This window comes from Streptomyces sp. NPDC001406, from assembly GCF_042895285.1.
In the GTDB taxonomy this organism is placed as follows: Bacteria; Actinomycetota; Actinomycetes; order Streptomycetales; family Streptomycetaceae; genus Streptomyces.
The window spans coordinates 65,374-91,949 of sequence record NZ_JBIAWG010000008.1 but is presented as its reverse complement, the minus strand read 5'-3'; the positions used below and the strand labels follow the sequence as shown (position 1 = coordinate 91,949).

Below are 26,576 nucleotides of genomic sequence, written 5' to 3'. Positions count from 1 at the left end.
GCCATCGTCCTGCGCTTCTCGCGCCGCCCTCACCGGCCTCGCGCCGCCCTCACCGGCCTCGCGCCGCCCTCACCGGGCCCCGTGGGAAGCGGCCCAGCGGCGTCGTACCGCTTCCTCGTGTTCGGTCTCCTCCAATGCCAGCTCCAGGGAGGCCAGTTCACGCTGCAGCCGGGGGATCCAGTGCCGGCGCAGGGCGCGAACCCGCTGCCGGGTCCGTCCGGCTTCGGCGGCGAGCAACTCGGCGGCCGCCTGGTGAGCGGCGTACTCAGCGGCGGCGCGGACCGCGGCACGGTAGGCCGTCTCGGCGTGCGCGAGCGCGGTGTTGGGCGGTGTGGGCTCCGTCGGGGAGCGGACGGGCGCTGTCCAGGTCACGCCTGCGGGATGGCGTACGCCCATCAGCACGGTCCACTCGACACCGACGCGGGCCCGGTCCGCGGGCGCCGCCTGGGCCAGCGCCTGTTCACCGCCGAGCAGCACCCCGCGCACCAGCCAGGTGTCGGCCTCGGCGAGTGCGTCCCGCCATGCCGAGCCCGCGTCCTCGGCCGCCCGCCGTTGCGCGCGCTCCCGGTCCAGCAACAGCCGGAGTTTGCGTTCCAGCAGGTCGGCTCCGCGCAGCGCGGTGGCGAGGTTGCGGCGAAGCCGCAGCCGCCCGGCCCGTCCCGGGGGTACTCGGCGCCCGCGCGTGCTCACGGCGGCTCCCCGTCCTGCGGTGGGGCGTGGGTGTCGAGCAGGTCGGCCGGGATCATGCCGAGCTGGCTGCGGGGCAGGGTCAGCAGCACTTCCCAGGCCCGGTCCAGGGACTCTTCCAGTGACCGGTTCTCGTCCGTTTCCTGGGCGAGGAACCGGTTCCGGAAGGCGTCCTCCAGGTCGAGGTGGCGCAGGTCGGTCGGGCTGAGTGCCGACCGACCGATCAGGTCGGCGAGTTCCCGCACCTGCCGGGACCGGGCCAGTGCGGCGATCAACTGTGCGGCGACGGCCGGATGGTCCGCTCGGGTACGGCCCGGTCCGGCTCCCTTGCGCATGAGGCGCGACAGCGAGGCCAGCGGGTCGACGGGCGGATATGTGCCGGCCGCGTGCACTTCGGCGGACAGCACGATCTGGCCCTCCGTGATGTACCCGGTGAGGTCCGGAACGGGGTGGGTGATGTCGCCCGCAGGCATGGTGAGCACCGGCAGCACGGTCACCGACCCCGGACGGCCCTTGATCTTCCCGCAGCGCTCGTAAAGGGACGCGAGGTCGCTGTAGAGGTAGCCCGGGTACGCCCGGCGGGCCGGGATCTCGCCCCGTGCGGCGGACACCTCGCGCAGCGCCTCCGCATAGGCCGTCATGTCCGTCATCACCACCAGGACGTGACGGCCCTCGACGAACGCCAGGTGTTCGGCGACGGTCAGTGCGAGACGGGGGGTGAGCAACCGTTCGATCACCGGGTCGTCGGCCGTGTTGACGACGAGGACCAGTTCCCGTGCGGCGGAGCGGGCGGCCAGCCCGTCACGGACGAACGCCGCGTCGGCGTGCGTGAGCCCCATGCCGGCGAACACGACGGCGAACGCCTCCCCGCCGCACGTCGCCTGAGCCGCGATCTGCACCGCCAGCTCCAGATGCGGCAGCCCGGCCGCCGAGAACACCGGCAATTTCTGGCCCCGCACCAGCGTGGTGAGCACGTCCACGGCGCCCACGCCGGTCAGGACCGGCTCGTCCGGCGTCTCCCGCCGAGCCGGGTTGATCGGCGCCCCGCCCACCGCCGCGTACGACCCGCCCAGCACCGGCGGCCCGCCGTCTGCGGGTTCGCCCCGCCCGTTGCACACCCGCCCCAGCCATCCGTTGCCGACCGGGATCCGCAGCGGCGTACCCGAGAACGCGACGCGGGTGCCGATCCGGTCCATGCCCGCCGTGTCCTCCAGGACCTGCACCACCGCAAGATCCCGGTCCACCTCCAGGACCAGCCCGTGCCGTCGTTCACCGGAGCCGAGGACGATCGTGGCGAACTCGTCCCAGCCGACCCCGCTCACGCCTTCGACGACCACGAGCGGGCCACGCAGTTCCCGTACGCCCGTGTACTCGACGTTGGCGAGGCCGCTCATGCCGCCTCCTTGAGCCGGGCCAGCACGGTGTCCCGCGCCGCCGCCACGGGAGCGGTCTCCCCTGGGCCCGCCGCTTCGCGCGCTCGGAGCAGCGGGGTGAAGTCGACCGCCTCGACGGCGTCCGCCTGGGCGCCGCTGTCCACCAGTTCCAGACACCGGTCGATCACTGTCAGCACGGCCTCCACGAGGGCCGCGGTCTTCTCGGGGGCGCTGTAGGCATCGGCCGGCGACAGGGCGTTCTGCTGGATCAGGGACTCGCGCAGCAACCGTCCCGCGAGCACGCTGACCCGCTCCCGGGACGGCAGGGCCGTGATACCGACCAGCTCGACGAGGTCGGCCAGCCTGTCTGCCTCGGCGAGCAGCAGCGCCACCCGTCTCCGCCGCACGGCCCACTCGGGGTCACCGGCCCGGGCGTGCGCGATGGCCAGCGCGGCGGCGTCCCGCGAAAAGGACTCCGCCCAGGAAACGGCCGGATAGTGCCGTGCGTAGGCGAGATCGCGGTCCAGGCTCCACAGGCACCGTACGAAGCGTTCGGTGTGCGCGGTCACCGGCTCCGTGCGGTCGCCGCCCGGCGGGGACACGGCGCCGATCACCGTGACGGAGCCGGTCGCGCCGCCGAGGGTGCGCACCGCGGCGGCCCGCTCGTAGAAGGCGGCCAGCTGCGAGGCGAGACCCGCCGGATACCCCTCCTCGGCGGGGAGTTCACCCATGCGGGAGGCGAACTCGCGCAGCGCCTCCGCCCAGCGGGAGGTCGAGTCGGCGATCAATACGACGTCCAGGCCCATGTCGCGGAAGTACTCCGCGACCGTCGCCCCCGTGTGCACGCTCGCCTCGCGGGCCATCATCGGCATGTTGGAGGTGTTCGCGATCGTCACGGTCCGATCCGCCAGGCTCCCACCGGTACGCGGATCGGTCAGCTCGGTCAGCTCTTCGATGACGTCCGCCATCTCGTTGCCGCGCTCGCCGCAGCCGACGTAGACGATCACGTCGGCATCGCACCACTTGGCGATCTGCTGCAACAGCATGGTCTTGCCGGTGCCGAAACCGCCCGGCACCGCGACCGTGCTCCCGCGGGCCACCGGGAAGAGCAGATCGACGGCCCGCTGCCCGGTGTTCAGCGGGAGGTCCGCCGGCAACCGCTCCGCGACCGGCCGCACCCTCCGCACCGGCCAGGACTGCGCCATCCGCACCTCGTGACCGGCCACCACGGCGAGCACGGCGTCCACGGAGTGCTCACCCGCCGCCGCGACCCGGGTCACCTCGCCCGAGTGGCCCGGAGGCACCAGCAGCCGCAACGGCACGCTCGCTCCGATCTCCCCGAGGACGTCCCCGGCGGTGACCCGCGCTCCGTCGGCCACCTGCGGTGTGAACGCCCAATGGCGCAGTTCCGGTGCTGCGCTCGGCTTGCCAGCCATGAGAAGGTCACCGGCACCGAGCAGCGGGCGCAAGAGGCCGTCGTACACACCGCCGAGCAGATCCGGGGCCAGGCGCACCGACAGCGGGTGGCCCTGGGGCTCCGCCAAATGCCCGGGGGCCAGTCCACCCGTGTACTCGTACGCCTGGACAGTGGCCGTCTCGCCATGAATGGCGACCACCTCGCCCGGCAGCCGGGCGGCGCCGAGCACGACCAAGTCGTGCATGGCGACCGAAGCGGGGCAGACGATCTCCACCAAGGGGCCGGCGACCCGGAGGATCCGCGGACGGGTGGTGTCGTTCCCCCGGAGCGGTGCCGGACCGGCGCGCGTGGCCCGCGAGCCTGCCCCCGGGCTGCTGGGCGGGGTCACGGCGGCCTCCACAGCAACTCGGCCTGCACGCCCAACCGTTCCAGGGCACGCTCGGCGAGAGCGTCCGCCGACAGATCGACCCGCCGGTCCACCACCTCGGCCGTCACTCCGCCCCCTGCGGCAGCGGTGACCCGTGCCTGCGATCCGAGCAGCGCCCGCGCCGCAGCGGCGAGTCGAGCCCGCGGTACGGCACCCTCCGCCAGCGCTCCGCGCACGCCCTCGCGGATCGCGGCCCCGAGTGCGCCGTAGACCTCGGAACGAGCCGCGAGTTCCTTCGCCCAGGCGTCCTGCACCGCTCGCACACGTTCCCGGGCCGCTCCGGCGGCGCCGTCGGCCTCGCCGAGGTCCTGGGCCCGCGCGAGCACCTCGTCGGCAGTGCTGCGTGCTGCGCGCAGGGTTTCCTCCGCGTCGGCCCGCGCTCGTTCCCGTACCGCGTCGGCCGAGGCCCGTGCCGACCGCAGCAACTCGGCGCGCACAGGAGCCAGCGCGTCAACGGACGTGGTCATCGGGGCATCACCACGGTCAGCGGCCGGGAGGGGGCCGGCGCCATCGCCTCAGCCCCCAGCGCTTCGGCGGCCTCGGACGTGAGGATCACGAGGCCGACCGTGCCCGGGAGCGTCTGCCAGGTGCGGCGGACGGCGTCCGGATCTTCCGCAACCAGTACGTCCACTCCGGCCAGGGCCAGACCGCACATGCTGGTGCGTGCGCCGATGGCGGCCACGGTGCCCATCGTCATGCCTTTCCGATCAGCAGGATCGCGACCACCAGTCCGTAGACGGCGATGCCCTCCGCCAGACCGACGATCACCATTGCCCGGCCGAAGATTTCCGGTCGCTCGCTCAGCGCGGCCAGAGCAGCCGCTCCTGTGTAGGCGACCGCGATCGCGGCCCCGATCGACGCCCCGGCCACCGCGACGGCCGCGGCGATCAGCGCCGTCCCGTTGACTGCGCCGGAGTCCGCGGCCTGGGCCGACGCCTCGGCAGGGTGCACGAGCGCGGTGGCCAGAACGACACAGGCGCTGCCCAACAGGGCGAGGTTCGTGACCAGCAGCCACCGGAAGGCGTGTCCGGCCCGGCGCCGCCGCAGCAGCCCTACGACGCCGAATACCGCGGCCAGGACCGGCAGGACGATCAGCCAGGTGAGCATGGGATCACCTTCGTAGAACTGTCGGCAGGTTCCGCCTGGGGAACGTGCCACGGACGGAACGGGCGGCCCTCCGCCTCGAAGAGCCGGGAGAAGAGTTCGTAGAACTCCAGCCGCAGGGCCTGCACACCGGCCACCAGTGCCTCCAGACCGAACGAGAGGGCCGTGCCCGTGGCGAACAGCAGCGCCGCCCCCGCGACTCCGGCCGCACCGTGCCCGGCCAGGCCCGTGGTGCCGCGCCACACCAGGTCGGCGAGCGCGGCGTGCGTGAGGCCGAAGGCCGCGAGCCGGGCGAAGGACAGGGTGTTGGTGCCCGTACGCACGACAACGTCGAACAGCCGTACAACCGTTTCGGCGCATCCGGCGCCACCGCCCGCTGTGGCCCGGAACAGCCCGAGGGCCATCAGTGCCAGCCCGATGACAGCGAGCGTGGCCCCGGTGACGGCCGCGGCCGGCCGGTGCAGGAGCAGACCTGTCGCGGCCAGTGCCAGCCCCAGGTAGAACAGCAGGCCGGCGCAGCCGGACGGCGCGTACAACGCCGTGGCCCAGCCGCTCTCGCGTACGCGGTTGACCGCGCCGGCGGCGTGCGCGACGGCAAGCAGTCCCGCGCCGAAGACCACGGCGGCTGCCAGCAAGCGGGCAGGACTGTCCAAAGGACTCAGCCACAGCACCGGCAGCAGCCCGGTCGGACCGAAGAACTCCCCGTAAGCGGCGCCCGCGAGCATGGCGGCGACTCCGGCACCCGCGAGGAACGGCCAAAGACGGCTGAACCGGGCGAGCCGACGGGGCCGCCCGAGGCGCAGCGCGAGCGCGCCGAACAGCAGCAGCGCTCCATGCCCCACGTCACCGAACATGATCCCGAACATCGCGACATAGGCCAGGCCTGCCGGCCACGAGGGGTCGAGATCCGCGTAGGCCGGCGTCCCGTACGTCGTCACCAGCGGCGTGAACGACACAGGCCTGCCCGGTCGAAGCAGCGTCGGCGGATCGGTGCCGCGAGGGGACGGCAGTGGTACCAGTGCGCCGCCCGCGGCCGCCAGCCGGCCCGCCACCCGGGGCACCTCGCCGGCCGGGCACCATCCGGCCAGCGCGGCCACCTCCCCGCGTCGTACCGCGCCTTCGGCGTGCTCCTCCAACTGGGCTTCACCCGCCAGCAATTCGACGCTGCGCCGCGCTTCGAGGAGGTCGAGGTCGGGCATCTCGGCGGCCAGGACGGCCGAGACCGCTCCCTCGGGCCCGGTCGTCGTGGCACGCCCCCACAGCCGCTGAAGCCGCGCCGCCGCCGCTCCCGGAGCCGCTTCCTCGGCGCGGTCCAGTTCGACGCATCCCGCCTCGGCGATCCGCACCAGCGCGTCCCGCAGGGCCACCTGCGGCACGATCACCGCCACACGGCGCATCCGGACCGGCGTCAGCGTGTCAGGCCAGGGCATCGAACACCTCCCCGGGCCGTCCGCCACGCGCCGCCGATTCCAGCGCCGCGCGCACCCGCCACGCGTCCACGGACAGCACCGCGACCGCGCCCACGACCACGCCCGGCCCGTGCCGGGCGTCGCGCAGCATCACCGCGCCGTCGTTGTGCACTCTCCGCCACCAGCCCGCCTCGGCCCGCCACAGCCCGCCCGGCTCCGCCACGTCCGCCACGACCCAGCGGGTCGCCGCGGGCAGGCCCTCGCGGAACTCCTGGTAGGTGTCGGCGGACAGCGCCCGTGCCCCGAGCAGCCGCGCGGCGTCACGTCGCACGGTCGTCGACACCGTGCGCCGGTGCACGAACAGTTCGCGGGCGATCAGCAGGGCGGCGCGCCCCTCGGCCCACGGGCGCGCGTGCGGTACGACGACGGCGGTGCGCCGAGCGGCGGCCATCCGCATTCCGGTGACCAGCGCCCAGGGCGTGTCGCCGCCCGGATCGCCCCACGGCGAGGTGGCGAGTGTGGCCCGCAGCTCCGCGGGTGTCCCGGCACGCTCCAGACTCCGCCAGGCCGTTTCGAGCGCCCCGAGCCGGTACGGCTCCGCAGCCTCCGTACGGCGACCGTCCTGGGCGAGCAGCCGGGAGGCCACGTTGGCGATCTCGAACCCCGCGGCGAGCGGAACGAGGAGGCGAGCACCGCCCCGGGGCAGCCAGCCGGCCAGTACGCGCAGATGCCACAGCAGGGTCGCGGTCACCGCCCGCTGGGCCTGGGGCAGACCGACCGCTGTCCGCACGTACCTGGAGTACGGGGTCGCCGCCAAGGACCGCAGGGCGTCGTCGAGCGTGGCACAGGCCGCGATCTCCCGCGCCCCGTCGGCGCCCGGGTACCGGTTGGCGAGGGCCTTGGCCCGCACCGCCCCGGCCACCCAGCCGGCGCTCATGGCGCTTCGCCCGGCCCGACTGCCAGGCGCACTGCGTCGGCCACCGCACGCTCCACCAGATCCGGCATGCGCTCTCCGGCCCGCTCCCGGACCGCCGAGGCGGCGGCGTCTCCGGCGGCGCGAAGGGCGTCGGCCTCCTGCCGAGCCTCCCGGAGGATGGGTTCCGCGGCTTGCCGGCGTATCTCGGGGGCACGCTCACGGGCGGCCGCCACGAGGCGCTCCGCCTCCCGCGCGGCGTCGTGTCGGATGACATCGGCCGCCTCGTCCGCCGCGGCCCGGATGGCTGCCGCCTCCTGCTGTACATCCGTCAGCTGTGCGAGGGCGGGTTCCAGTTCCGCTGTCCGCTCCGCCGTACGGTCGGCGGGCACGCCGGTGGCGGACGCTCCCGGCGTCCCCACCGGACGGAACCGTTCCAGGAAGTCCCGCAGGGTCATCGGCGGCCTCCTGCCGGTCGACTGCTCTTTCAGTCTCACCGTTCCGCTCCCGCTCCGCACCGGATAGGGCCGCCGCGATGTTCCACCAGGGCCGTTCGGCCCTTGGCGACGACGGCCAGAGCGGAAGACTGGGACGGTAGGCAACTCGACGGACTCCGGAGGCCACCGTGAACCACCACGAGAACTTCTCCACGGGGACCGAGGCCCGGCAGGGCCTGCCCTCCCGACCCTGGAGCCCCCGCGAGACGGATCGGCAGGACATACTGATCCGCTACCTGGGAGCCGTGGCCACGGCTGCGGCCGAACACGCACGCACCGAAGAGCAGGCCCCCGCACCCGGCACTGCCGAGGCGCCGTCGGCGGCCGCCGCACCCACGCAAGAACCCTCGCCACCCGGACCCCGCGTCCCGCTGGTGCGCGACGTGATGGACGTGCCCGCCGCCTCCCTGCGCGACGACCTGCCGTACCGGGACATCGCCCGCCTGCTGGCGCGCGAGCAGGTCGGCGCCCTCCCGGTCGTGGACGCCGAGGACCACGTGGTCGGTGTCGTCTCGGAGTCCGATCTGCTGGCGAAAGTGGCTTTCGAGGCTTCCGGCCACCGGCCCGGACGCGTCGGAAGGCTGCGGGAACGACGCATGCACAGCAAGGCTCGCGGTGAGACGGCCGCCGACCTGATGACAAGCCCCGCGATCACGGTGCTCCCGGGCGCGACCGTCGCCGAGGCCGCCTGGCTGGCCACACTGTCCCGGCTCAAGCGGCTACCCGTCACCGATGGCGCGGGCCGCCTGGTCGGGGTCGTGCGCCGCAACGCGCTGCTCCAAGCCCTCATCAGGGATGACGCGGCGATACAGGCGGAGGTCGAGGCCAGGATCGATGCCTGTTGCGCGCAGGGAGACCGCGCCGCGCTGGAGGTGGCCGTTCATGACGGCATCGTGGAACTGACGGGACGGATGCCGTCGGTCACCACGGCCCGGCTGGTGGCGGAGGTGGAGAACATCGCCGACGTCGTGGAGGTGAAGAACCTGCTCACCACCACCTGACCGGACATGTCGGAAAGCCCCGGCAGACCGAGAGGGCGCCGCCGGCCGAGGGGCGTACGCAGAGCACGGTGGCGTGCGGGCGCAGGCCCGGCCCGCCGGCCCGGCCCGCCGGCCCGCACCGCCTACCGGACATCCGCTCCCCGGGTGAGGTCGAACTCCACGTCCACCACTCCCTCGACCGCCCGCACGAGACGCGCGGCCACGGGGACCAGGGCGGTGTCGCGGACCGTGCCCGACAGTGTGACGACTCCGTCGTGCACGTCCACCCGCAGGGCCGACGACGTCAGCGGGAAGAGGTGCGACACGATGTCACGACGGATCTCCTCGGCGATGTCCTGGTCGTCGCGCAGGAAGACCTTGAGCAGGTCGGCACGGCTGACCACACCCACCAGCAGACCGGATTCATCGACCACTGGCAGCCGCTTGACCTTCTCGCGGGCCATGATCCGCGCGGCCTCGGCCAGAGTGGCGCTCGCCCGGACGGTGATCGCGGGCGAGGACATGAGGTCGCCTGCGGTGAGCGCACCGGCCTTCGCCACGTCGGCGGGCCGGCGCAGCAGTGCGTAGCCCTCCTCGGGGCTGTCGCGGAGTTCCTCCGTGGGCAGCAGGTCGGCCTCGGACACCACGCCGACGACCCGTTCCTCGCCTTCGAGTACGGGCAGGGCACTGACCCCCCAGTCCTGCATCATCTCCACGATCACCTTGAACGAGGCCGACCGGCCGACGGAGGCGACCGTTTGGGTCATGACATCGCTGACGATGCTCGGAGTGCCGAACATGCTGACCCCCTGGGGTTCTCGGCGGGCGGTCCTGCTGCTTTCAGCGTGTGCCGGTACGGGAGGGGTGGCAAAAGGGGCCGCTCGCACCGGCGTCGAGGTGGAGGGCCAGCAGGGGGCAGGCTGCGGCGGCCCGGCGGGCGTGGCCGCGCAGGTCGTCGGGGACGGACCGGTCCTTGATGATGGGGTAGCCCCATTCGTCGAGGTCGATCAGCTCGGGCAGCAGTTCGCCGCACATGCCCTGCCCGGTGCAGGCGATGCGGTCGACGCGCAGGGTCTCGGGGGTCATCGCCAGGTCTCCGGAGCAATGGCGGGCGGTACGGGGATGAGGGGCGACCGGTGGCCGGCGGCGGGGCAGGTGCCATGGGTGAGGTGTCGGTCGACGTCGTCGGCGAAGGCGCGCAAAGCCGAGGCGGCGAGACGGGCGGCGCCGTCGGGGTGGCGACAGGCGCCACGGTCCGGCAGCAGACCGGTCCTCCGGTACAGCCGCGACAGCAGGTCGGGGTCGGCCCGTCCGGCGGCCAGCGCGGCGAAGTCCTCGGCGACGGCGGGCAGGCCGAGGCGGCACGGGCCGCACTGGCGGGCACCGTGGGCGGCCAGGTAGGCGAGGATCCGAGCCGTCTCGGTCAGCCCGCAGGCCGAGTGGGGAAGGACGGCGAGCACGCCCGCCCCGGGTGCGGCGCCCAGCGGTGCCAGGTCGCGCCGGGTGAGGGGGGTGTGTACGTGTTCCGCCGGGAGCCAGGTGCCGGCGAAGCCCCCGAGCAGGACCGCCCGCAGGGGTTCCGTGGGACCGCCGGCGCGGTCGAGGATCGCGGTGAGGGGTGTGCCGAGCGCGACCTCCAGGACGCCCCGGGTGGCGACGGCACCGGAGACGGTGACGAGTGTGGTGCCGGGCTCGTCCGGGGTTCCCGCCTGTCGGAACCAGCCGGGGCCGTGGCGGGCTATGAGGGCGAGGTGGGCGAGGGTCTCGACGTTGTGGACGAGGGTGGGGCGGCGGGCGACGCCGCGTTCATGGGTGCGTGGCGGACTGCCCTGCGGGCGGGCAGGGCCCCCGTTGAGCCAGCGCACCAGCGAGGTCGACTCACTGGAGACGTAGGCGTGCGGAAGGGCGTGCACGTGAAGTTGCACCGGGTCGAGACGGGCACGCCGTCGTTCGTCCAGGGCCGCGCTCAGCTGGCGGTACTGGGCGGTGCGGGTGCGCGGCAGGCAGACGTGAACGGTGTCGGCGCCGACCGCGATCGCGGCCAGGACGGCGCCGTCGAGGACGAGGTGGGGCCCGACGGCCAGCAGGAACTGGTCCTTGCGGCTGGCGGGTTCGCTCTCCATGGCATTGACGACGACCACCGTCCGGCCACCACGTTCCGCCACGGCCCGCAGCTTGCGCGCGGTGGGGAAGCCAGCGCCGCCACGCCCGGTGAGCCCGGCCGCCTCGACGGCCTCCACCAGGGACATCGACGTACGGCTGCCGAGAGCCGTGGCGACGGGCGCAGGTCCGTGGCGGCGGAGGTGATCGGCAAGGGTGGCCGACGTCCCGGTGGCGTACCAGCCTGACAGCAGCCGCGCTACGGCGGGGCCATCCGGCCGGGGCGCGCGGTGCTGGGGCGCGAGGTGCGCCGCGGCCGAGGAGTTCATTGTCCGCCTCCGAGCAGGATCGTCGCCGCGGCGGCACGCTGGGCCCAGCCCGGCTGCAGCGGCCCCGCAGCGAGGAACGCGGCCGGCACCACGGGTACGGCCGTCGAGGCCACAGCGGCCACCAAGCGTCCGATGACCCGCCCCGGTCCGGCCTTCGCCAGTCGCCACCACACGGCTCCGACCACCGAGGTGAGGCAGGCGGCATAGAGCCACAGCTGGAGGGGGAGCCGGGTGTCGGTGCCGGTCCCGACGCTGTGGAAGAGGGCGAGCGGCCAGGCGGCGTAGGCCAGCCAGTGCACCGCCTTCCAGCGGCGCACCCCCAGCCGCAGCCGCAGCGCGCTGGTGACCAGCACCGCGAGCAGCAGGTCGAGCGCGGCCGTGCCCAGCCCGAGCCACAGCGGCCGGTAGGACGCCCCGAACGGCACCACGGACACCGCCCAGCTCAGGTGCACGAACGGGTCGAGGACCGCGGTCGCCACGTGGACGGCGAGGAACACCAGGGTGAGCAGGGACAGGTTGCGGTGCAGCAGCCCGACCTCGAAGCGGCCGATTCGGCGGGGCGCGGTCCGTCCGCCGGAGGCGATGCCGAGCACCACGGTGGCGGTGAGCAGGATCAGGGCGAGGGTGCCGCCCGCGCGGGCGGCATACCACAGGGGGCTGCCGGTCAGGGCCAGTGTCGTCATCGCGTGCCTCCGGGGGCCGTGCCCAGGGAGCCCGCGGGGGCGGGAGCGTGGGAGTCGGGCGGCCAGCCGCCGAGGCGTACGACAGTGCCGTCGAGGCCGGTCAGCCGGGCAGGAAGGGCAGTGCCGCGTAGCCAGTCCAGGGCCCGGTCGCCGAGCACGATCGCCGCCGTGCTGACGGCATTGGCGTCCACGCAGGTCGCGGCCGCGACGGTGACCGTGCGCCACACGGGTACGGCGGGCTCTCCCGTGGCCGGGTCGACGATGTGGTGCAGGACCCGTCCGCCGCGCCGCCAGACGCGCACCCGGATGCCCGAGGTCGCCAGCGCCCCGCCGGTTACCGCCACAGCGGCACCGCCTTCCGGGGCGGGCCGGGCGTGGTCGTCGGCGAGGGCGATCCGCCAGCCGCCCTCGGGTCCCGGCCCGGCTGTCGCCAGGTCGCCGCCAAGACCGACCAGGACCCCGCAGCCGGTCACTGCGGCGGCCTGCCGGGCGGCACGGTCGGCGGCCAGGGCCTTGGCGGTGGCGCCCAGGTCGAGGCGGGTGCCCGGGGGCAGGCGCAGCCGACGGGTACGCGGGTCGAAGGCGATCCGCCGCCAGCCGGGCGCCGGTCGGGCCACGGGCACCGGGCGGGCGTCCTCCGGCGAGAGGGAGGCGAAGGTGCGGTCGTAGCCGAGCGCGATCACCGCGCTGCCCACGGTCGGGTCCACGGCGCCGTCGGTGAGACGGGCGGCACGCAGCGCGGCCTGCAGGGCCTCGGCGAAGTATTCGCTGACCGTCGTCGGGACACCCGCGCTCACATTCACACGCGTCAGCTCGGAGTCGGGCCGGAAGCGGCTGCAGGTGCGGTCGACGACGGCCAGCTCGGCGCGCAGCTCCGCTTCCGCGGCGGGCAGGGCGACCGAGTCGGTGACGAGCAGGGCGGCCGTCGTGCCGAGGGCCGGAAAGACGACCTGACAGGGAGCGGGGGCCGGGGTGTGCGTGGTCATGACGCCCCCGTCGTGGTCTGCGGTTGCTGCTGGGTCGCGGCGGGCGGCTGGGCCGGGGGCTGCGGAGCCGGTTGCGCAACCGCAGCCGCGCCCTCGTCGTCGTCATCCTCGTCGTTCTCGTGACCGCTCGGTTCCTCGCGCCCCTCGTCGTCCTTCCCCGCCGTGGCGGCAGTCGACGCCGCGGGGTTCTGCAGCGGTGCGTTCGCGGGCGCCGGGGCGGCCGAACCGCCCGGCAGCAGATGCGTGTAGAAGCCGCCCAGGGCCGCCGCGCCGGCCGCGGCCGTGACCGCGATCCACAGCGTGGTGCGGCGGCTGCGGCGCAGACCGCGGTCGCGCGCGTGCGAGGAGAAGGCGGGGGCGGGTGTCGGGGGGAAGTCGTCGGGCGAGGGTGCCATGGCAGCGCTCCTGGAGAATCGCGGCGGCCCGGATCGGCTGCGTGCACCTCCAGGCTGTGCTCACGACTCCCAGGAACTCGCTCACGTCTCCTTCAGAACCGGTAAAGATCTCGACGCCCCGCCCGGTTCCTGCGCGCCCTCCGGCCACAGGGGCAGTTCCAGTACGACGGTCAGCCCGCCACCGGGTGTGTCCTCCAGCCGTGTCGTACCGCCGTTGACGGTGACCAGCCGGTGCACGATGGCCAGCCCCAGGCCCGTGCCACGGGCCTCGGGGTTGCCGAACCGGCGGAAGGCGACGGCCTTCGCCTCGTCCGTCATCCCGGGACCGTCGTCCCGCACCATCACCCGGGCCGTGTCCCCCGTCCTGCGCCGGTCGACAATGATGCCTCCGCCTTCGGGCACGGCATCCACGGCGTTGGCGATCAGGTTGTCCAGGATCTGCTCCAGATGACCGGCGCCCAGTGCGGCGGTCGGTTCCGGCACCTCGGAAACGGCGGTCAGCCGGACGCCTCGTTCCTCGGCGACGGGTGACCAGGCGGCCACTCGCTCGGCCACCACCTCGCCGACCCGCACCGCGGCCGGACGCGGCGTCGCCTGCTCGGCTCGCGCGACCGCCAGCAGCCCGTCGACCATCCGGGACAGCCGTGCGATCTCCTCCTGCGCGGCGGCCAGCTCCACAGCGGTGTCATCCTCGGCACCGGCGGCCAGCACATCGAGCCGCAGTCGCAGCGCGGCCAGCGGGGTGCGCAGCTGATGGGAAACATCCGCGATCACCGCCCGGTGGCCGTGCACCAGGGCCTCCGTCCGGGCCGCCATGGTGTTGAAGGTGGCGGCCAGCCGGCGCACCTCCGGCGGACCGGGCCCCACGTCGGCCCGCTCGTCGAGGACGCCCTCACCGAGCCTCCGGGCGCTGGCATCCAGCGTCGACAACGGACGGCTGACCCAGCGGGCCAGACGCACGGACAGCAGAGCGGACGCGGCGATCCCGGCGGCACCGATCACGGCGGACCAGCCCCAGATCGCCGCGGTCCGGGCGTCCAGCGGGCCGGCGGAGCGGGCCAGAACGACGGCTCCGGCGGGCCTGTGCACCTCACCGGCCGGTTCCGCGGCCAACAGCCGTCCCTCGTTCTCCGGCGGCTCCGGCTCATGCCCGGCCAACACCTCCTCGACCAGTTCCTCCGCCTCCTCGCCTTGGGCCGCCCCGCAGGGCGTACTGGCCACCACGCGCCCGGCAGCGTCGTACACCGCGGCGCAGTCGCCCGCCCGGGCCGCGGCATCCAGCTCCTGACGCATGATGGTCGGCGGCTTGTTGTCGGAGAGGTGCTCCTCGGCCGCCGCGGCGATCACGCGCGTGGCCGCCCGCTGGCTGTCGCGGTAGGCGACGCGCTCACGCGCCGTCATCGACACCGCCAGCGGTACGACCGCCAGCACGAGCAGTACGGACGTCAGAACCAGCAGCGTCCAGGTGATCCGACGAGTCACGACAGCTCCCGCGACTCCTCGGCCGCCCCGAGCCGGAACCCCTGCCCGTAGACCGTCTCGATCAGCCCCGGCACGCCGAGCTTGCGGCGCAGCGCCGCCACATGCACGTCCAGCACCTTCGTCGGCCCGTACCAGTGGGCGTCCCACGCCCGCTCCAGGATCTGCTGCCGGGTCACCACCCGTCCCGGGTCCGCGGCCAGACACTCCAGAATGCTGAACTCCTTCGGCGTCAGCGCCACCGCGCGTCCGCCGACCGAGACCTGCCGGGTGCGCAGGTCCAGCGCCAGCGGCCCGTGCCGCAGGGTCTCCGGCTCCGCCGGGCGCCGACGGCGCAGCACGGCCCGGATCCGCGCCAGCAGCTCGGCCAGCCCGAACGGCTTGACCAAGTAGTCGTCGGCGCCCTCGTCCAGGGCCACCACCCGATCCGCCTCCTCACCCCGCGCGGTCACCGCGATGATCGCGGCGTCCGACCGGGCCCGCAGCCGCCGGCACACCTCGACGCCGTCGATGTCCGGCAGCCCCAGATCCAGCAGGACGACGTCGGGGGTGGGTGCCGACAGCGCCGCCCGCCCGGTCCGGACGCCCTCGGCTCCGTATCCGGCCTGCCGCAGACCGCGCACCAAGGACTCCGCGATGCCGCGGTCGTCCTCCACGACCAGCACCCGCGTCTCCTCGGCATCGCCCCTGGTCTGGGCGTTCATACGCGCTGCCCGCCTCTCGGGTGAGGGTGTCCACTGCGCCGACTCTCCCAGGCTGCGTCAGCGCCCCGCGCCGACGGTATGGGCCAACCGTCCCCCGTCGACGCGAACGGCACGGACGCCTCGTGGTCGGTATCGCCTCATCACCCCGCCGGTACGCGATGCCGCCTGCGCCGAAAGGATGAGTTCCAGTGGTGGCTGATGGCGAAGTTCAGCGAGCCTGATTGATACCGGCGCGGGTGTCAGTACCGTCGCGCCGGAACGACGCCGCTCTCTCGGCTGCGTTGTCGGTCACTGCTTTTCGGAAACTCGGAGACGAACAGACTGTGAGTATCTCCAACGGATCTCAGGGCGCCGCCGCTGCAACAGCGGAGGAGGTGTACGAGAACGAATTGCCGCTACGGCGCAGCCAGCCGGGCAACGTGGCCGTGAAGTGGTTGACCACCACGGACCACAAGACGATCGGAACGCTGTATCTGATCACGTCGTTCGCGTTCTTCTGCGTCGGCGGCGTCCTGGCGTTGTTCATGCGTGCCGAGCTGGCTCGTCCGGGCCTGCAGATCCTTTCGAACGAGCAGTTCAACCAGGCTTTCACGATGCACGGCCTGATCATGCTGCTGATGTTCGCGACGCCGCTGTTCGCCGGCTTCACGAACTGGATCATGCCGCTGCAGATCGGTGCACCCGACGTGGCGTTCCCGCGGCTGAACATGTTCGCCTACTGGATGTACCTCTTCGGGTCGCTCATCGCCGCAGCCAGCTTCCTCACCCCGCAGGGTGCCCCCGACTTCGGCTGGTTCATGTACGCACCCCTGTCGGACGCGATCCACTCGCCGGGCATCGGCGCCGACATGGGCATCATGGGACTGGCGTTCTCCGGCTTCGGCACCATCCTCGGCTCCGTCAACTTCATCACCACGATCATCTGCATGCGCGCCCCGGGCATGACCATGTTCCGCATGCCGATCTTCTGCTGGAATGTGCTGCTGACGGCAGTGCTGGTCCTGCTGGTCTTCCCGGTCCTCGCGGCCGCTCTCTTCGCCCTCGAATGCGACCGGAAGTTCGGATCGCACATCTTTGACCCGGCCAACGGAGGCGCCCTGTTGTGGCAGCACCTCTTCTGGTTCTTCGGCCACCCAGAGGTGTACATCATCGCGCTGCCGTTCTTCGGCATCATTTCTGAGATCATCCCGGTCTTCGCCCGCAAGCCGATGTTCGGCTACATGGGCCTGATCGCCGCGACCATTGCCATCGCCGGTCTGTCCGCGACCGTGTGGGCCCACCACATGTACGTCACCGGCGGTGTGCTGCTCCCGTTCTTCTCCTTCATGACCTTCCTGATCGCGGTACCGACCGGCGTGAAGTTCTTCAACTGGATCGGCACGATGTGGAAGGGAAGCCTGTCCTTCGAAACGCCCATGCTCTGGACGACCGGCTTCCTGGTCACTTTCCTCTTCGGTGGGCTGACCGGTGTCATCCTGGCCTCGCCGCCGATGGACTTCCACGTCTCGGACTCGTACTTCGTGGTGGCGCACTTCCACTACGTGATCTTCGGCACGGTGGTCTTCGCGATGTTCGCCGGATTCCACTTCTGGTGGCCGAAGTTCACCGGCAAGATGCTGGACGAGCGGCTCGGCAAGATGACCTTCTGGACGCTGTTCGTCGGCTTCCACGGCACCTTCCTGGTCCAGCACTGGCTGGGTGTCGAGGGCATGCCGCGCCGCTACGCCGACTACCTGGCGTCGGACGGCTTCACCACCCTGAACACGATCTCGTCGATCAGCTCGTTCCTGCTCGGCCTGTCGCTCCTGCCGTTCTTCTACAACGTCTGGAAGACGTCCAAGTACGGCAAGCCGGTCGGCGTCGACGACCCCTGGGGCTATGGCCGTTCCCTTGAGTGGGCGACCTCCTGCCCGCCGCCGCGGCACAACTTCGTCACCATGCCGCGGATCCGCAGTGAATCCCCGGCGTTCGACCTGCACCACCCCAACATCGCGATGCAGGAGGCGGAGTGGTACAAGGGTCCCGGCGGGACCACAGAGGTGAGGGACCTGCCGTGAGTGCCGAGATGGCGGCGGACGACGATGCGGTCCAGGCCGGCATCGCCAGGGTGGAGGGTTACCTGCTGTGGCAGGGCGAGGTCGAGCGAGCCCGCACGGAAGCAGAATCCTTTGCTGATGAACTGGATTGGCTGACAACCGCGCAGAGGGAAGTCGTGGTCGACCTCTTCACCCGTCGCCAGCTCGACCTTTCCCGGGCAGCCATCACCCGCACGGCTCAACGCGCACTGCAGCTCCGCCAGGAGTACCAGCATCGCTATGACTGCCTCAGACGCCGGGGCTTCGCTACTGCCCTGGCCCTGCAAGCGGCCACTGTATCCGTCGCTTCGCTGCTGCTGATGCGCTGAACCGGCTCACCGAAGCGGGGTCATGATGGGTCGGTCCGCGCGGTGCCCCGGAGCGGGGGAGGCACCGGCGGACCGTCAGCAGATCCTCTTCACGCAGACACCGCACGCCCCGGCGCCCGTGCACCCCGCAAGTGCCGCATCCGGCACGAGGCCCGGTTCATCGCAACCCCGCAGTCCGCCCGGACCTGCCGCGCGGAGAATCCTGCCCCTGGCCGGACGCCGGTGCCAGTACCAGGCCATGTTGGAGGTGAGCCCGGTCAGCAGGATCCAGACGATGGCCACTGCCCACGCGCCCCGGGCAAAGGACAGTGCGGCGGCGGTCGCGGACAGTACGGAGACGACGGCGGCGTAGAACGCGAGACGGGGCATCTGGCGGCTCCTCTTCACGGGGCGGGTACGGGCACACCCACCGCTCACCCACCCGTGGCAGCGCGACCACGGCGGTACGGCGGAGGCCGGGAGACACGCAACTATCGCATCACGGTGCAGCCGCCGTCCGGCCCTGGCGTACAGGGCCGAACGGCTCCTGTACGCCCCGCCGTGCTTGGTGGTTGGCTGGCACAGCGGCCGGATGCGTCGGCCTCTGCGGCTCCTCGTTCCCCCGTCCGGGATGGAGACTGACCGGCGCATTCGGTACGCACCACGGGCCTCTTCGGCGCCCTCGCATGCTGGGCGGCCCGCCATCCGGCGGTGCGGCGCACCCACTTGCTGCCCGACGGACCCGCGCCGACCGTGGCCTCGACATCGCGATCATGCCCGAGTACGACAGCGAGTCGGCGCCGCCACCCTGTACTTTCGGGACTGCCCCCCTCAACCAGACGCCCGCGCCGGGCGGTTCAGCCCTTCGTCGCGGCGCGGCGGGCGAGGACGGCCGCCCGCCGTTCGTCGAACCGGGTGGCCTGGGCGTCCAACTCGGCCAAGTGGACTCCGAGTTCCTCCTGTGCCTTGAGTCCGTCGGGGCCCAGGCCGCCGCGCTCCATCACCTTCAGGTGGCGCAGCACCGGCAGCAGTACGTCGTCGTGGTGGACGCGGAGGTTGTAGACGCCGCCGAGCGCGATCTCGACCGCGGCGCGCTCGAAGCCGGGCATGCCGTGGCCGGGCATGCGGAAGCCGCACACCACCTCGTTGATCGCCTGCATGGCCTGGTCCGGGGCCAGTTCGAGGGCGGCGCCGAGCAGATTGCGGTAGAAGACCATGTGCAGGTTCTCGTCGTTGGCGACCTGCGCCAGCATCCGGTCGCAGACCGGGTCGCCGGAGGACCGGCCGGTGTTGCGGTGGGAGATCCGGGTGGCCAGTTCCTGGAAGGCGACGTAGGCCACCGTGTGCAGCGGGGAGTGCCGGTTGTCGGAGACGAACCCGCCGCACATGTGGGTCATCCGCGCACGTTCCAGCGCCACCGGGTCCACCGCGCGCGAGGCCAGCAGATAGTCGCGCAGCACCATGGAGTGGCGGGCCTCCTCGGCCGTCCACTGGTGCACCCAGGTGCCCCACGCGCCGTCCCGGCCGAACAGGGTGGCGATCTCGTGGTGGTAACTGGGCAGGTTGTCCTCCGTCAGCAGGTTGACCACGAGCGACACCCGGCCCACCTCGGTCAGCGGCGACTGCTCCGGCGACCACGGCTGCCCGCCCAGCGGCCCGTCGAAGTCCCGGCCCCGGCTCCAGGGCACGTACTCATGCGGCATCCACTCCCGGAAGACCCGCAGGTGGCGGTTGAGCTCCCGCTCGACCACCTCCTCCAGGTCCTTCAGCAACTCGGCATCGGATCGCATCGGGCGGGTGGTGCGCACAGGGCTTCCAACTTTCGGGCACGTCGTCCAAACCTACGGTTCCGTAGGTGACGCCACCGTAGGTGCGCCCGCACGGACACACCTGGGGCCGAAAGACCCGTTTTCCAGGCAGGCCACGCCGCTCGCCGGCCTCGGTATCCGGGATGGTGACGGAGATGCTCAGCGGCCGGTGGAGCCGGTCGTAGCGGGTGGGTTCGGCGAGGTTTGACCCGCTCCGTTGGTGGCCACCCGCACCGGTGGATGAGGGACCGGGCCGGATCGCCGGCGTGCCACCCGGCATGCGGTGGGTCGCTTGATCCATGACCATGGATTTGAGCCGGAACCCCCTGCTCAGGCCTGCGCTCCCTGGGAGGACATCATGAGCGATGTTCTTGCCCGGCTCTGCGAGGCGGGGGTGTCGATCTGGCTGGACGATCTGAGCCGCCGACGGCTGGTGGACGGCAGCCTCTCCCGGCTTGTGCGCGACCGGCATGTCGTCGGGGTGACGACCAACCCGACGATCTTCGCGCACGCCTTCGAGGGCAGCGACTCCTACGACGACCAGATCGCCGACCTCGCACTGCGCCGTGTCGGGGTGGAGGAGGCGCTGCGGGCACTCACCACCTTCGACGTCCGCTGGGCGTGCGACGTGCTGCGGCCCGTGTACGAGGCATCCGGTGGTATGGATGGGCGGGTGTCGATCGAAGCGGACCCGCGGCTGGCGCACGACACGGCGCGCACGGTCGCCGAAGCGCGGGCGCTGTGGTGGCTGGTGGACCGGCCGAACCTGTTCGTGAAGATCCCCGCCGCCCGGCAGGGCCCGAAGGCGATCAGCGCCTGCCTGGCCGAGGGCATCAGCATCAACGTCACCCTGCTGTTCTCACTCGACCGCTACGACCAGGTGGTGGAGGTGTTCCTGACCGGAATGGAGGGCGCCCGGGACGCTGGACGCGACCTGGCCGACATCGCGTCCGTGGCCTCCTTCTTCGTCTCCCGGGTGGACACCGAGATCGACTGCAGGCTGGACCAGGTGAGCGGTGAGAAGGCCGCCGCACTGCGCGGCCGGGCTGCGATCGCCAACGCCAGGATCGCTCACGAACACTACGAGCGGTTCTTCACCTCCGAGCGGTGGCTGCGACTGGAGGAGGCAGGTGCCCAAAGGCAGCGACTGCTGTGGGCGTCCACGAGCGTGACGGACCCGGCCTACGACGACACCCGGTACGTGACGGACCTGATCGCCCCCGACGTGGTCAACACCATGCCGGAGGCGACGCTGAACGCCGTCGCCGACCATGGCACCGTCCCGACGTCGTGCGAGTGCTGGAGGAAGAGGGCGTGGCGAAGTTCGACAAGAGCTGGCCGGGAAACTCACGGCCGCCCTGAACGAGCCGGTCAGCGAGCACACGGAAAGGTAGGCAGGCGCGATGGCACAACCCACGTATCTCATCGTCGGGGCGAGCCTGGCCGGAGCCAAGGCCGCCGAGGCACTGCGCGCGGGCGGCTTCGACGGCCGGATCGTGCTCCTGGGACAGGAACAGGAGGCGCCGTACGAGCGGCCGCCTCTGTCCAAGGGTTACCTGATGGGCAAGCAGGACCGCGAGACGATCTTCGTGCACCCATCGCAGTGGTACACCGACAACGCGATCGACCTGCGCCTGGGCATCACGGCCACTGCCCTCGACCCCAGTGGCAAGACGGTCACCGTCTCCACCGGAGAGACGGTCGGCTACGACAAACTGCTGCTGGCGACCGGCGCGAGCCCGCGCCGCCTTCCAGTCCCCGGCGCCGACCTGGACGGCGTGCTCTACCTGCGCAGCGTGCAGGACAGTGAACGTATCAAGGACACCTTTCAGCACGCTTCCCGCATCGCGTTCGTGGGCGGGGGCTGGATCGGCCTGGAAGTGGCCGCCGCGGCCCGCGAGGCAGGTGTTGAGTCGACCGTCCTGGAAAGGGGCGAGTTGCCGCTGTGTCGGGTGCTGGGCCCGCAGATCGCGCAGGTCTTCGCCGACCTGCACCGAGAGCACGGTGTGGATGTGCGGGTGTCGGCACACGTCAGCGAGATTCTCGACGGAGGGGGCGGGAAGGCGGCTGGGGTGAGGCTTGCGGACGGCTCGGTCATCGAGGCCGACGCGGTGGTGGTCGGCATCGGTGCCGCCGCAAACACCGCCCTGGCCGCCGACGCCGGGCTCCAGGTGGACATCGGCGTCGTCGTGGACGCAGCCCTGCGCACCTCCCAACCGGACATCTACGCGGCCGGCGACGTGGCCAGCGCGTTTCATCCACTGCTGGGCAAGCACATCCGCGTGGAGCACTGGGCCAATGCCCTCCACCAGCCCGAGGTGGCCGCACGCTCGATGCTGGGCGAGCACGCCTCCTACGACCGGGTGCCGTACTTCTTCACCGACCAGTACGACCTCGGCATGGAGTACGCGGGCCATGCCGAACCCGGCAGCTACGACGACGTGGTCATCCGCGGCGACCTGGAGAGCCGGGAGTTCATCGCCTTCTGGCTCGCCAATGGGCGTGTGCTGGCCGGGATGAACGTCAACATCTGGGATGTCAACGATGCCATCCAGCGCATCGTCCGGTCCGGCGGCACGGTCGAGCGCGCCGCGCTCGCCGACCCCGACGTGCCACTCGACCAGCTGATCCCCGCCTGACCGGGCGGCAGGGGTCAGGAGAGATGGCCATGCGAACGAACATCATCCGGCACGAGAGCATGATGGTGAGCTATGACGTGGTCAATGGGTGGACCGTTGTCGAGGTCGACGGTGAGGTGGACGCCCACACCGCCCCCATGATCCGCGAAGCGGTGATCAAGCTTGTCGACGAGGGACACCGCCACTTCGTCCTGGACCTGGGCTTCGTCACCTTCATGGACTCGATGGGGCTGGGCGTGATCGTGGCGATCACGAAATGCATCCGTGAACACGAAGGCTCGCTGCGTATCGCGTCCCTCTCCGGCCGGATGCTGAGGATCTTCGACATCAGCGGCATGCGCCAGAGCTACGAGATCTGCCCGTCATCGCAGGAGGCGACGCAGTCGGTTCCCTCGCCCGGCAGCCTCGCGCACTGGCCGCATCCCATCGAGGGGACCGACGCACCGTAAGGACCCCATCCGCCTTGGTTTTTACTAATTGGTTCGGTTAAATTGGGGCTGGGCCGAGGGGTACAGTGAGGACCGGCATCAGCCGGGCCGTCCGCGCAGGGCGGGCGCCGCCGTGCCCGAGGCGGCCTGAGCCCTCGAGTCGGCGGATGACCCTGCCGACTGCCGGTCAGCCGCCGACCCTTCCGATGCGGACCCTCCACACCTCCGGTCCCTGCTCCAGGTACTCCCAGGTGAACTGGTCGGTGTGCTCGGCGGCGAGCTGGTAGTACAGCGGCTTCGGGTCGTGGTCGTTGACGAGGACGAAGTGCTCGCCGGCGGCGAGCGCGCCGTAGGTGGCAAAGATGAGTTCGTGCCTGCGCGCGGGGATCTCCTGGCGGACGTCCAGTTCGGTACTGGCTGTGGTCATGGTCCTCTCCTTGCTTGATGAGGTGGGGGTGGACGGGGTTTCGCCGGCCGGTAGGCGGGCGAGGTAGTGGAGCAGGCCGTTGATCCGGTCGGCGGCCCGTGGATGGTGGGCGTGCAGTACCGCCCAGGCTCGGCCGGCGATCCGGCTGGCCAGTTCGGTATGTCCGGTGCCGCCGAGAGCGCGCAGGGCGCGCACCAGCAGATCGACCACTGCCGCCATCTCCGCGTCCGTGCTCCTGCTCCCCCTGGGCTTGCGTCGCCGCTGGTCACGGAGTTCGCGTCGCGCTGGACGGGGATGTCGGGTCCAGCCATCGTCGGCTCCTCCTAGGCTGACACAGCTCCAACTTGTTTTTACAATACCACTTGTTTAAAAATGGGTGGGGTGGTGCTGGCTGACCACCCGCGAAGGGAGACGTCGACGATTGGCGTAAGGCCCTCAATTGAAGTCGAGGCACGGCCGATCGCACCTGGGTGGGACGGCCCATGGACAGGAGAACTTGATGGGCGTCGAGACAGTGGCCGAGGCGCTGGAGCGTGAGCATCGCGAGATCGATGAGGGCATCGAGACCTTCGCCGCCACGCTCACCGGTGGCGAGCCCGACCCGCAGCCGCTCGCCCGCGCGGTGGCGGCCTTGCGCCGGCACATCTACCTGGAGGAGGAGTTCCTCTTCCCGCCATTGCGGGCGGCAGGTCTGGTCATGCCCGTGTTCGTGATGGTGCGTGAGCACGGGCAGATGTGGGAGATCCTGGACGCGCTCGACGACGAACTACGCGACGGGGCCGTTCGGGCATCCGCCGCGGACCTTCTGCGCGGCCTCCAGGAACAACTGGAGGCCCACAACGTGAAAGAGGAGCAGATCCTCTACCCGCAGACCGAGCAGGCGCTGACTGTGGAGGCCAAGGCCGAACTGCGAGAGCTGCTCGAAGTGGGGCGAACCCCCGAGGGATGGGTGTGCGAGGCGCTCCGGTCGTGACACTGCCCATGCAGACCGGGCACGCCGTGCCTGGGCATCGGTGAGTTCAGCAACGTGCAGCCCGGCGAGGGCGGCTTCGTGGAACGACCATGACCCACCAACCCGGCCCGGCCTCGCCTGTCGACTCCATCGACCGCGGCGGCCAATCGCCTCTTGCGAGATCCGCACCCCGTACAGTTCCAGTCGGTCGCCGCGTTGGGTGGCGGTGGGCTGAAAAGCCGGCCCGATGTCGTACAGGGCGGCGTACAGTGCGTCGCCGGACGGGTCGCCAGTGAGGATGTGGCCCGGTGCGGTTGCCGCCGTGCGCGGCCGGCGCCGGACGGACGATGGCCGGCCGTGCGTCCGCCGGCGGCTGCTGCGCATGCTCGGCCTCCTCCTCGTCATGGTCGTACCCGGGCGGTGGCCGGGTGCTCCAGGCGGCTGTCCGATCGGCTCGTGCGGGGGTCCGCCGATAGACTGGGCACAGCAAGACACACCCCTACGCAGCGTGAGCCGTCCACCGGTTCCGGGCCGGGGCGGCCGATCCGGTTCGGAGGGTGCCGTCATGGTCAAGCAGATCACCTACCGGCGAGTCTACGAAGAGAGCTCTCCTGCCGACGGCAAGCGTGTCCTGGTCGATCGACTCTGGCCGCGGGGCATGCGCAAGGAGGAAGCGCACCTGGACGAGTGGCTGCGCGAGGTGGCCCCGTCCAGCGATCTGCGCAAGTGGTACGGCCACGAGCCCAGCCGTTTCACCGAGTTCCGCCGCCGCTATCTGGCGGAGCTGCGCGATGCCGGACACCGGCAGGCCGCGGAGCATCTGCGGGACATCGCCGCGCACAACAGGCTCACGCTGCTGACCGCCACCCGGGACGTGGACCACAGCCAAGCCGCAGTCCTGGCCGAATGGCTGGCCAAGAAGCAGTGAGGCTGGGTCTCCGGGGCGCCGATCCCGGGGCCGGCCGAGAACGGGATCGGGTTCCAGACCGGCCTGGCTTGCACATCGCGGCCACCATCAGGCCATCGAACACAGCCATGAGGAGCTCACCCTCGCCGCCTCGGTGGCCACCAAGCGCGGAACCCGAACCGCGCGATGATGCACCGTAAGTCGCCGGGCACGGACTCGGAGGCGTTGCTGACGTTCGGGCACGGCACTGCGGGACACGAACAACTGGCCACGCTGCTGCACGGCACCGCTGTGCAGGGCGTCGTCGATGTACAGCCCGCGCCCGGCAGCCGCCACAACCCGGACACGGGGCGTGAAGCACTGCGGCGGTGGCTGCCGGGGGAGGGGATCGACTACCGGTGGGAACAGCGGCTGGGCGGCTTTCGGAAAGTGGCCCCCAACTCGCCCGACGTCTTCTGGAAGAACGCCTCCTTCCGGGGATATGCGGGCTACACCCGCCACCCGGACTTCCTGGCGGCCATGGACGAGTTGCTGCGGCAGGCGGCCGACGTCCGTACCGCCGTGATGTGCGCCGAGACCGTGTGGTGGCGCTGCCACCGGCGGATCATCGCCGACTTCGCCGTCCTCGCACGCCATACCCGCGTGTTGCACCTGGCCCACGACGGTCGGCTTACCGAGCACCGTCCGACGGCCGGAGCCGGACGAACTCTGGCTGCTGGTCGAGCCGTTGCTGCCGGTCCCGGCACCGAAGCTGGTGGCGGGGCGACCGCGGGTTCTTGACCGCCAGGCCCTGTACGGAATCCCCCACCGACACGTCCAACGCCTTTGTCATGACCCGGTGTAGCGCCCCGGCCGGTGGTTGAGGGCGAGGACGATGTTGAGGGCGATGGCGCCGGCGGCGGAGAGGAGGACCTTGAGGGGGGAGACGACCGCGAGGGACGCGGCCACGACGATGACGTCGAGGATCATCTGGACATATCCGGCGCGCAGACCGAAGCGCTCCTGCATGATCAGGGCGAGGATGTTGAAGCCGCCGAGGCTGGACCGGTGCCGGAACAGGACGAGCAGCCCCACGCCGGCGAGCAGGTTGCCGACGAGCGCGGCATAGACCGGGTCGATGTCGATCTGGGTGATCTCGGCGGGGTGGAGAGAGGCCATCAGGGAGACGAGGCCGACCGACAGCGCGGTGCGGATCGTGAAATCCCACCCCTTCTTCCGGACAGCGAGTGCGAAGAAGGGCAGGTTGACCGCGAGGAAGATCGCCCCGAACGGAACATCGACTGCGTAGCTGAGCAGGAGTGCGAGGCCGGCGGTGCCGCCTGTGACGGTGCCACTGGTCCGCAGGAGGAAAAGTCCGAGCGATGCGATGAAGGTTCCGGTGAAGATCCCCAGAACGTCCTCGATCAGACCGTGCTTCGTCCGGCCGATGGTGGTGGTACTTGTACCGGTCACTGCTCGTCTCCGGCGTGGGGCAGCAGCACGGACACGGCATCGCGGGGTATGGGCGGCGTCGTGGGCGTGGCTGGATCGGTCATGGCGACCATGCTCG

The 26,576-nt window shown here is 71.6% G+C and carries 28 protein-coding genes and 3 pseudogenes; 10 read left to right on the top strand and 21 right to left on the bottom strand.

All coding sequences use genetic code 11. From position 1 onward, the window contains the following. Window positions 1–69: 69 nt before the first annotated feature. The 9 genes from ACFY1J_RS20670 to ACFY1J_RS20630 are packed head-to-tail and all read right to left on the bottom strand — an operon-like array spanning window position 70 to window position 7,788. Window positions 70–690, bottom strand: a complete 621-nt coding sequence (locus tag ACFY1J_RS20670) for a V-type ATP synthase subunit D (protein ID WP_390731631.1) — start codon at window positions 688–690, stop codon at window positions 70–72. Beyond that, window positions 687–2,081, bottom strand: a complete 1,395-nt coding sequence (locus tag ACFY1J_RS20665) for a V-type ATP synthase subunit B (RefSeq protein ID WP_390731630.1) — start codon at window positions 2,079–2,081, stop codon at window positions 687–689. The genes ACFY1J_RS20670 and ACFY1J_RS20665 overlap by 4 nt, the downstream gene beginning before the upstream one ends. Further along, window positions 2,078–3,865, bottom strand: coding sequence for a V-type ATP synthase subunit A (locus ACFY1J_RS20660; protein WP_390731629.1), 1,788 nt, complete (start codon window positions 3,863–3,865; stop codon window positions 2,078–2,080). The genes ACFY1J_RS20665 and ACFY1J_RS20660 overlap by 4 nt, the downstream gene beginning before the upstream one ends. Beyond that, on the bottom strand, window positions 3,862–4,371 hold the full coding sequence (locus ACFY1J_RS20655; RefSeq protein WP_390707816.1) for a hypothetical protein: 510 nt from the start codon (window positions 4,369–4,371) through the stop codon (window positions 3,862–3,864). Before ACFY1J_RS20655 ends, ACFY1J_RS20660 begins: the two co-directional genes overlap by 4 nt. Then, window positions 4,368–4,601: a V-type ATP synthase subunit F gene (locus ACFY1J_RS20650; protein ID WP_390707815.1), complete on the bottom strand. Its 234-nt coding sequence runs from the start codon at window positions 4,599–4,601 to the stop codon at window positions 4,368–4,370. Before ACFY1J_RS20650 ends, ACFY1J_RS20655 begins: the two co-directional genes overlap by 4 nt. Further along, window positions 4,598–5,011, bottom strand: coding sequence for an ATP synthase subunit C (locus ACFY1J_RS20645; RefSeq protein ID WP_390707814.1), 414 nt, complete (start codon window positions 5,009–5,011; stop codon window positions 4,598–4,600). The genes ACFY1J_RS20650 and ACFY1J_RS20645 overlap by 4 nt, the downstream gene beginning before the upstream one ends. After that, window positions 4,996–6,438, bottom strand: coding sequence for a V-type ATPase 116kDa subunit family protein (locus ACFY1J_RS20640; protein ID WP_390707813.1), 1,443 nt, complete (start codon window positions 6,436–6,438; stop codon window positions 4,996–4,998). Before ACFY1J_RS20640 ends, ACFY1J_RS20645 begins: the two co-directional genes overlap by 16 nt. Beyond that, on the bottom strand, window positions 6,425–7,354 hold the full coding sequence (locus tag ACFY1J_RS20635; RefSeq protein WP_390707812.1) for a hypothetical protein: 930 nt from the start codon (window positions 7,352–7,354) through the stop codon (window positions 6,425–6,427). Before ACFY1J_RS20635 ends, ACFY1J_RS20640 begins: the two co-directional genes overlap by 14 nt. Continuing rightward, window positions 7,351–7,788 carry a hypothetical protein gene (locus ACFY1J_RS20630; RefSeq protein WP_390707811.1) on the bottom strand — a complete coding sequence of 146 codons (438 nt, stop codon included), beginning with the start codon at window positions 7,786–7,788 and terminating at the stop codon, window positions 7,351–7,353. Before ACFY1J_RS20630 ends, ACFY1J_RS20635 begins: the two co-directional genes overlap by 4 nt. A gap of 167 nt (window positions 7,789–7,955) precedes the next feature. Here ACFY1J_RS20630 and ACFY1J_RS20625 point away from each other — a divergent pair, with 167 nt between their 5' ends. Then, on the top strand, window positions 7,956–8,828 hold the full coding sequence (locus ACFY1J_RS20625) for a CBS domain-containing protein (protein WP_390707810.1): 873 nt from the start codon (window positions 7,956–7,958) through the stop codon (window positions 8,826–8,828). Window positions 8,829–8,950: 122 nt separating this feature from the next. Here ACFY1J_RS20625 and ACFY1J_RS20620 read toward each other — a convergent pair whose 3' ends face one another. From ACFY1J_RS20620 to ACFY1J_RS20585, 8 genes are all read right to left on the bottom strand, one after another. Beyond that, on the bottom strand, window positions 8,951–9,607 hold the full coding sequence (locus tag ACFY1J_RS20620; RefSeq protein WP_390731628.1) for a CBS domain-containing protein: 657 nt from the start codon (window positions 9,605–9,607) through the stop codon (window positions 8,951–8,953). Between the two features lie 40 nt (window positions 9,608–9,647). Continuing rightward, window positions 9,648–9,893 carry a ferredoxin gene (locus ACFY1J_RS20615; RefSeq protein WP_390707808.1) on the bottom strand — a complete coding sequence of 82 codons (246 nt, stop codon included), beginning with the start codon at window positions 9,891–9,893 and terminating at the stop codon, window positions 9,648–9,650. Further along, window positions 9,890–11,236, bottom strand: a complete 1,347-nt coding sequence (locus tag ACFY1J_RS20610) for an NADH-ubiquinone oxidoreductase-F iron-sulfur binding region domain-containing protein (RefSeq protein WP_390707807.1) — start codon at window positions 11,234–11,236, stop codon at window positions 9,890–9,892. The genes ACFY1J_RS20615 and ACFY1J_RS20610 overlap by 4 nt, the downstream gene beginning before the upstream one ends. Next, window positions 11,233–11,919, bottom strand: a complete 687-nt coding sequence (locus ACFY1J_RS20605; RefSeq protein WP_390707806.1) for a ferric reductase-like transmembrane domain-containing protein — start codon at window positions 11,917–11,919, stop codon at window positions 11,233–11,235. Before ACFY1J_RS20605 ends, ACFY1J_RS20610 begins: the two co-directional genes overlap by 4 nt. Next, entirely contained in the window at window positions 11,916–12,905 is a 990-nt protein-coding gene (locus tag ACFY1J_RS20600; RefSeq protein WP_390707805.1) for an FAD:protein FMN transferase, read from the bottom strand. Before ACFY1J_RS20600 ends, ACFY1J_RS20605 begins: the two co-directional genes overlap by 4 nt. Further along, window positions 12,902–13,300, bottom strand: a complete 399-nt coding sequence (locus ACFY1J_RS20595) for a hypothetical protein (protein ID WP_390707804.1) — start codon at window positions 13,298–13,300, stop codon at window positions 12,902–12,904. The genes ACFY1J_RS20600 and ACFY1J_RS20595 overlap by 4 nt, the downstream gene beginning before the upstream one ends. A gap of 81 nt (window positions 13,301–13,381) precedes the next feature. Beyond that, entirely contained in the window at window positions 13,382–14,782 is a 1,401-nt protein-coding gene (locus tag ACFY1J_RS20590) for a sensor histidine kinase (RefSeq protein ID WP_390707803.1), read from the bottom strand. Then, entirely contained in the window at window positions 14,779–15,483 is a 705-nt protein-coding gene (locus ACFY1J_RS20585) for a response regulator transcription factor (protein ID WP_390707802.1), read from the bottom strand. Before ACFY1J_RS20585 ends, ACFY1J_RS20590 begins: the two co-directional genes overlap by 4 nt. Before the next feature lie 323 nt (window positions 15,484–15,806). Here ACFY1J_RS20585 and ctaD point away from each other — a divergent pair, with 323 nt between their 5' ends. Both ctaD and ACFY1J_RS20575 read left to right on the top strand, forming a co-directional pair. Next, on the top strand, window positions 15,807–17,540 hold the full coding sequence (gene ctaD, locus ACFY1J_RS20580) for a cytochrome c oxidase subunit I (RefSeq protein ID WP_390707801.1): 1,734 nt from the start codon (window positions 15,807–15,809) through the stop codon (window positions 17,538–17,540). Further along, on the top strand, window positions 17,537–17,887 hold the full coding sequence (locus ACFY1J_RS20575; RefSeq protein ID WP_363297652.1) for a hypothetical protein: 351 nt from the start codon (window positions 17,537–17,539) through the stop codon (window positions 17,885–17,887). The genes ctaD and ACFY1J_RS20575 overlap by 4 nt, the downstream gene beginning before the upstream one ends. Window positions 17,888–17,962: 75 nt before the next feature. On the opposite strand, the gene ACFY1J_RS20570 is transcribed toward ACFY1J_RS20575, so the two are convergent. Both ACFY1J_RS20570 and ACFY1J_RS20565 read right to left on the bottom strand, forming a co-directional pair. Next, window positions 17,963–18,256, bottom strand: coding sequence for a hypothetical protein (locus ACFY1J_RS20570; protein ID WP_390731627.1), 294 nt, complete (start codon window positions 18,254–18,256; stop codon window positions 17,963–17,965). 467 nt (window positions 18,257–18,723) lie between these two features. After that, window positions 18,724–19,656, bottom strand: a complete 933-nt coding sequence (locus ACFY1J_RS20565; RefSeq protein WP_390731626.1) for an acyl-ACP desaturase — start codon at window positions 19,654–19,656, stop codon at window positions 18,724–18,726. A 376-nt stretch (window positions 19,657–20,032) separates the two neighbouring features. Between ACFY1J_RS20565 and tal the strand changes: the two are divergent. The 3 genes and pseudogenes from tal to ACFY1J_RS20550 all read left to right on the top strand — a co-directional run bounded on the left by tal (window position 20,033) and on the right by ACFY1J_RS20550 (window position 22,762). Then, window positions 20,033–21,036: pseudogene (gene tal / locus ACFY1J_RS20560) on the top strand (transaldolase). Window positions 21,037–21,077: 41 nt separating this feature from the next. Continuing rightward, window positions 21,078–22,313, top strand: a complete 1,236-nt coding sequence (locus tag ACFY1J_RS20555; protein ID WP_390731625.1) for an NAD(P)/FAD-dependent oxidoreductase — start codon at window positions 21,078–21,080, stop codon at window positions 22,311–22,313. Between the two features lie 29 nt (window positions 22,314–22,342). Further along, a complete protein-coding gene (locus tag ACFY1J_RS20550; protein WP_390731624.1) occupies window positions 22,343–22,762 on the top strand; it encodes an STAS domain-containing protein in 420 nt (139 codons plus the stop codon). Between the two features lie 166 nt (window positions 22,763–22,928). Here the strand turns inward: ACFY1J_RS20550 and ACFY1J_RS20545 are convergent, their stop codons facing one another. Next, the gene (locus ACFY1J_RS20545) at window positions 22,929–23,387 is read right to left on the bottom strand and encodes a DUF2249 domain-containing protein (protein WP_390731623.1); all 459 of its coding nucleotides are present in this window, start codon (window positions 23,385–23,387) and stop codon (window positions 22,929–22,931) included. A gap of 280 nt (window positions 23,388–23,667) precedes the next feature. On the opposite strand from ACFY1J_RS20545, the gene ACFY1J_RS20540 reads away from it, so the two are divergent. From ACFY1J_RS20540 to ACFY1J_RS20525, 4 genes and pseudogenes are all read left to right on the top strand, one after another. Then, window positions 23,668–24,141, top strand: coding sequence for a hemerythrin domain-containing protein (locus tag ACFY1J_RS20540; protein WP_390707797.1), 474 nt, complete (start codon window positions 23,668–23,670; stop codon window positions 24,139–24,141). A 544-nt stretch (window positions 24,142–24,685) separates the two neighbouring features. Then, complete coding sequence (locus ACFY1J_RS20535) at window positions 24,686–25,048, top strand: DUF488 domain-containing protein (protein ID WP_390707796.1); 363 nt, start codon at window positions 24,686–24,688, stop codon at window positions 25,046–25,048. A gap of 165 nt (window positions 25,049–25,213) precedes the next feature. Further along, window positions 25,214–25,726: pseudogene (locus tag ACFY1J_RS20530) on the top strand (DUF488 family protein); the annotation flags it as partial. A gap of 13 nt (window positions 25,727–25,739) precedes the next feature. Beyond that, window positions 25,740–25,829: pseudogene (locus ACFY1J_RS20525) on the top strand (IS5/IS1182 family transposase); the annotation flags it as partial. A gap of 26 nt (window positions 25,830–25,855) precedes the next feature. Here ACFY1J_RS20525 and ACFY1J_RS20520 read toward each other — a convergent pair. Continuing rightward, a complete protein-coding gene (locus tag ACFY1J_RS20520; protein WP_390707795.1) occupies window positions 25,856–26,479 on the bottom strand; it encodes a YitT family protein in 624 nt (207 codons plus the stop codon). Window positions 26,480–26,576: the final 97 nt, after the last annotated feature.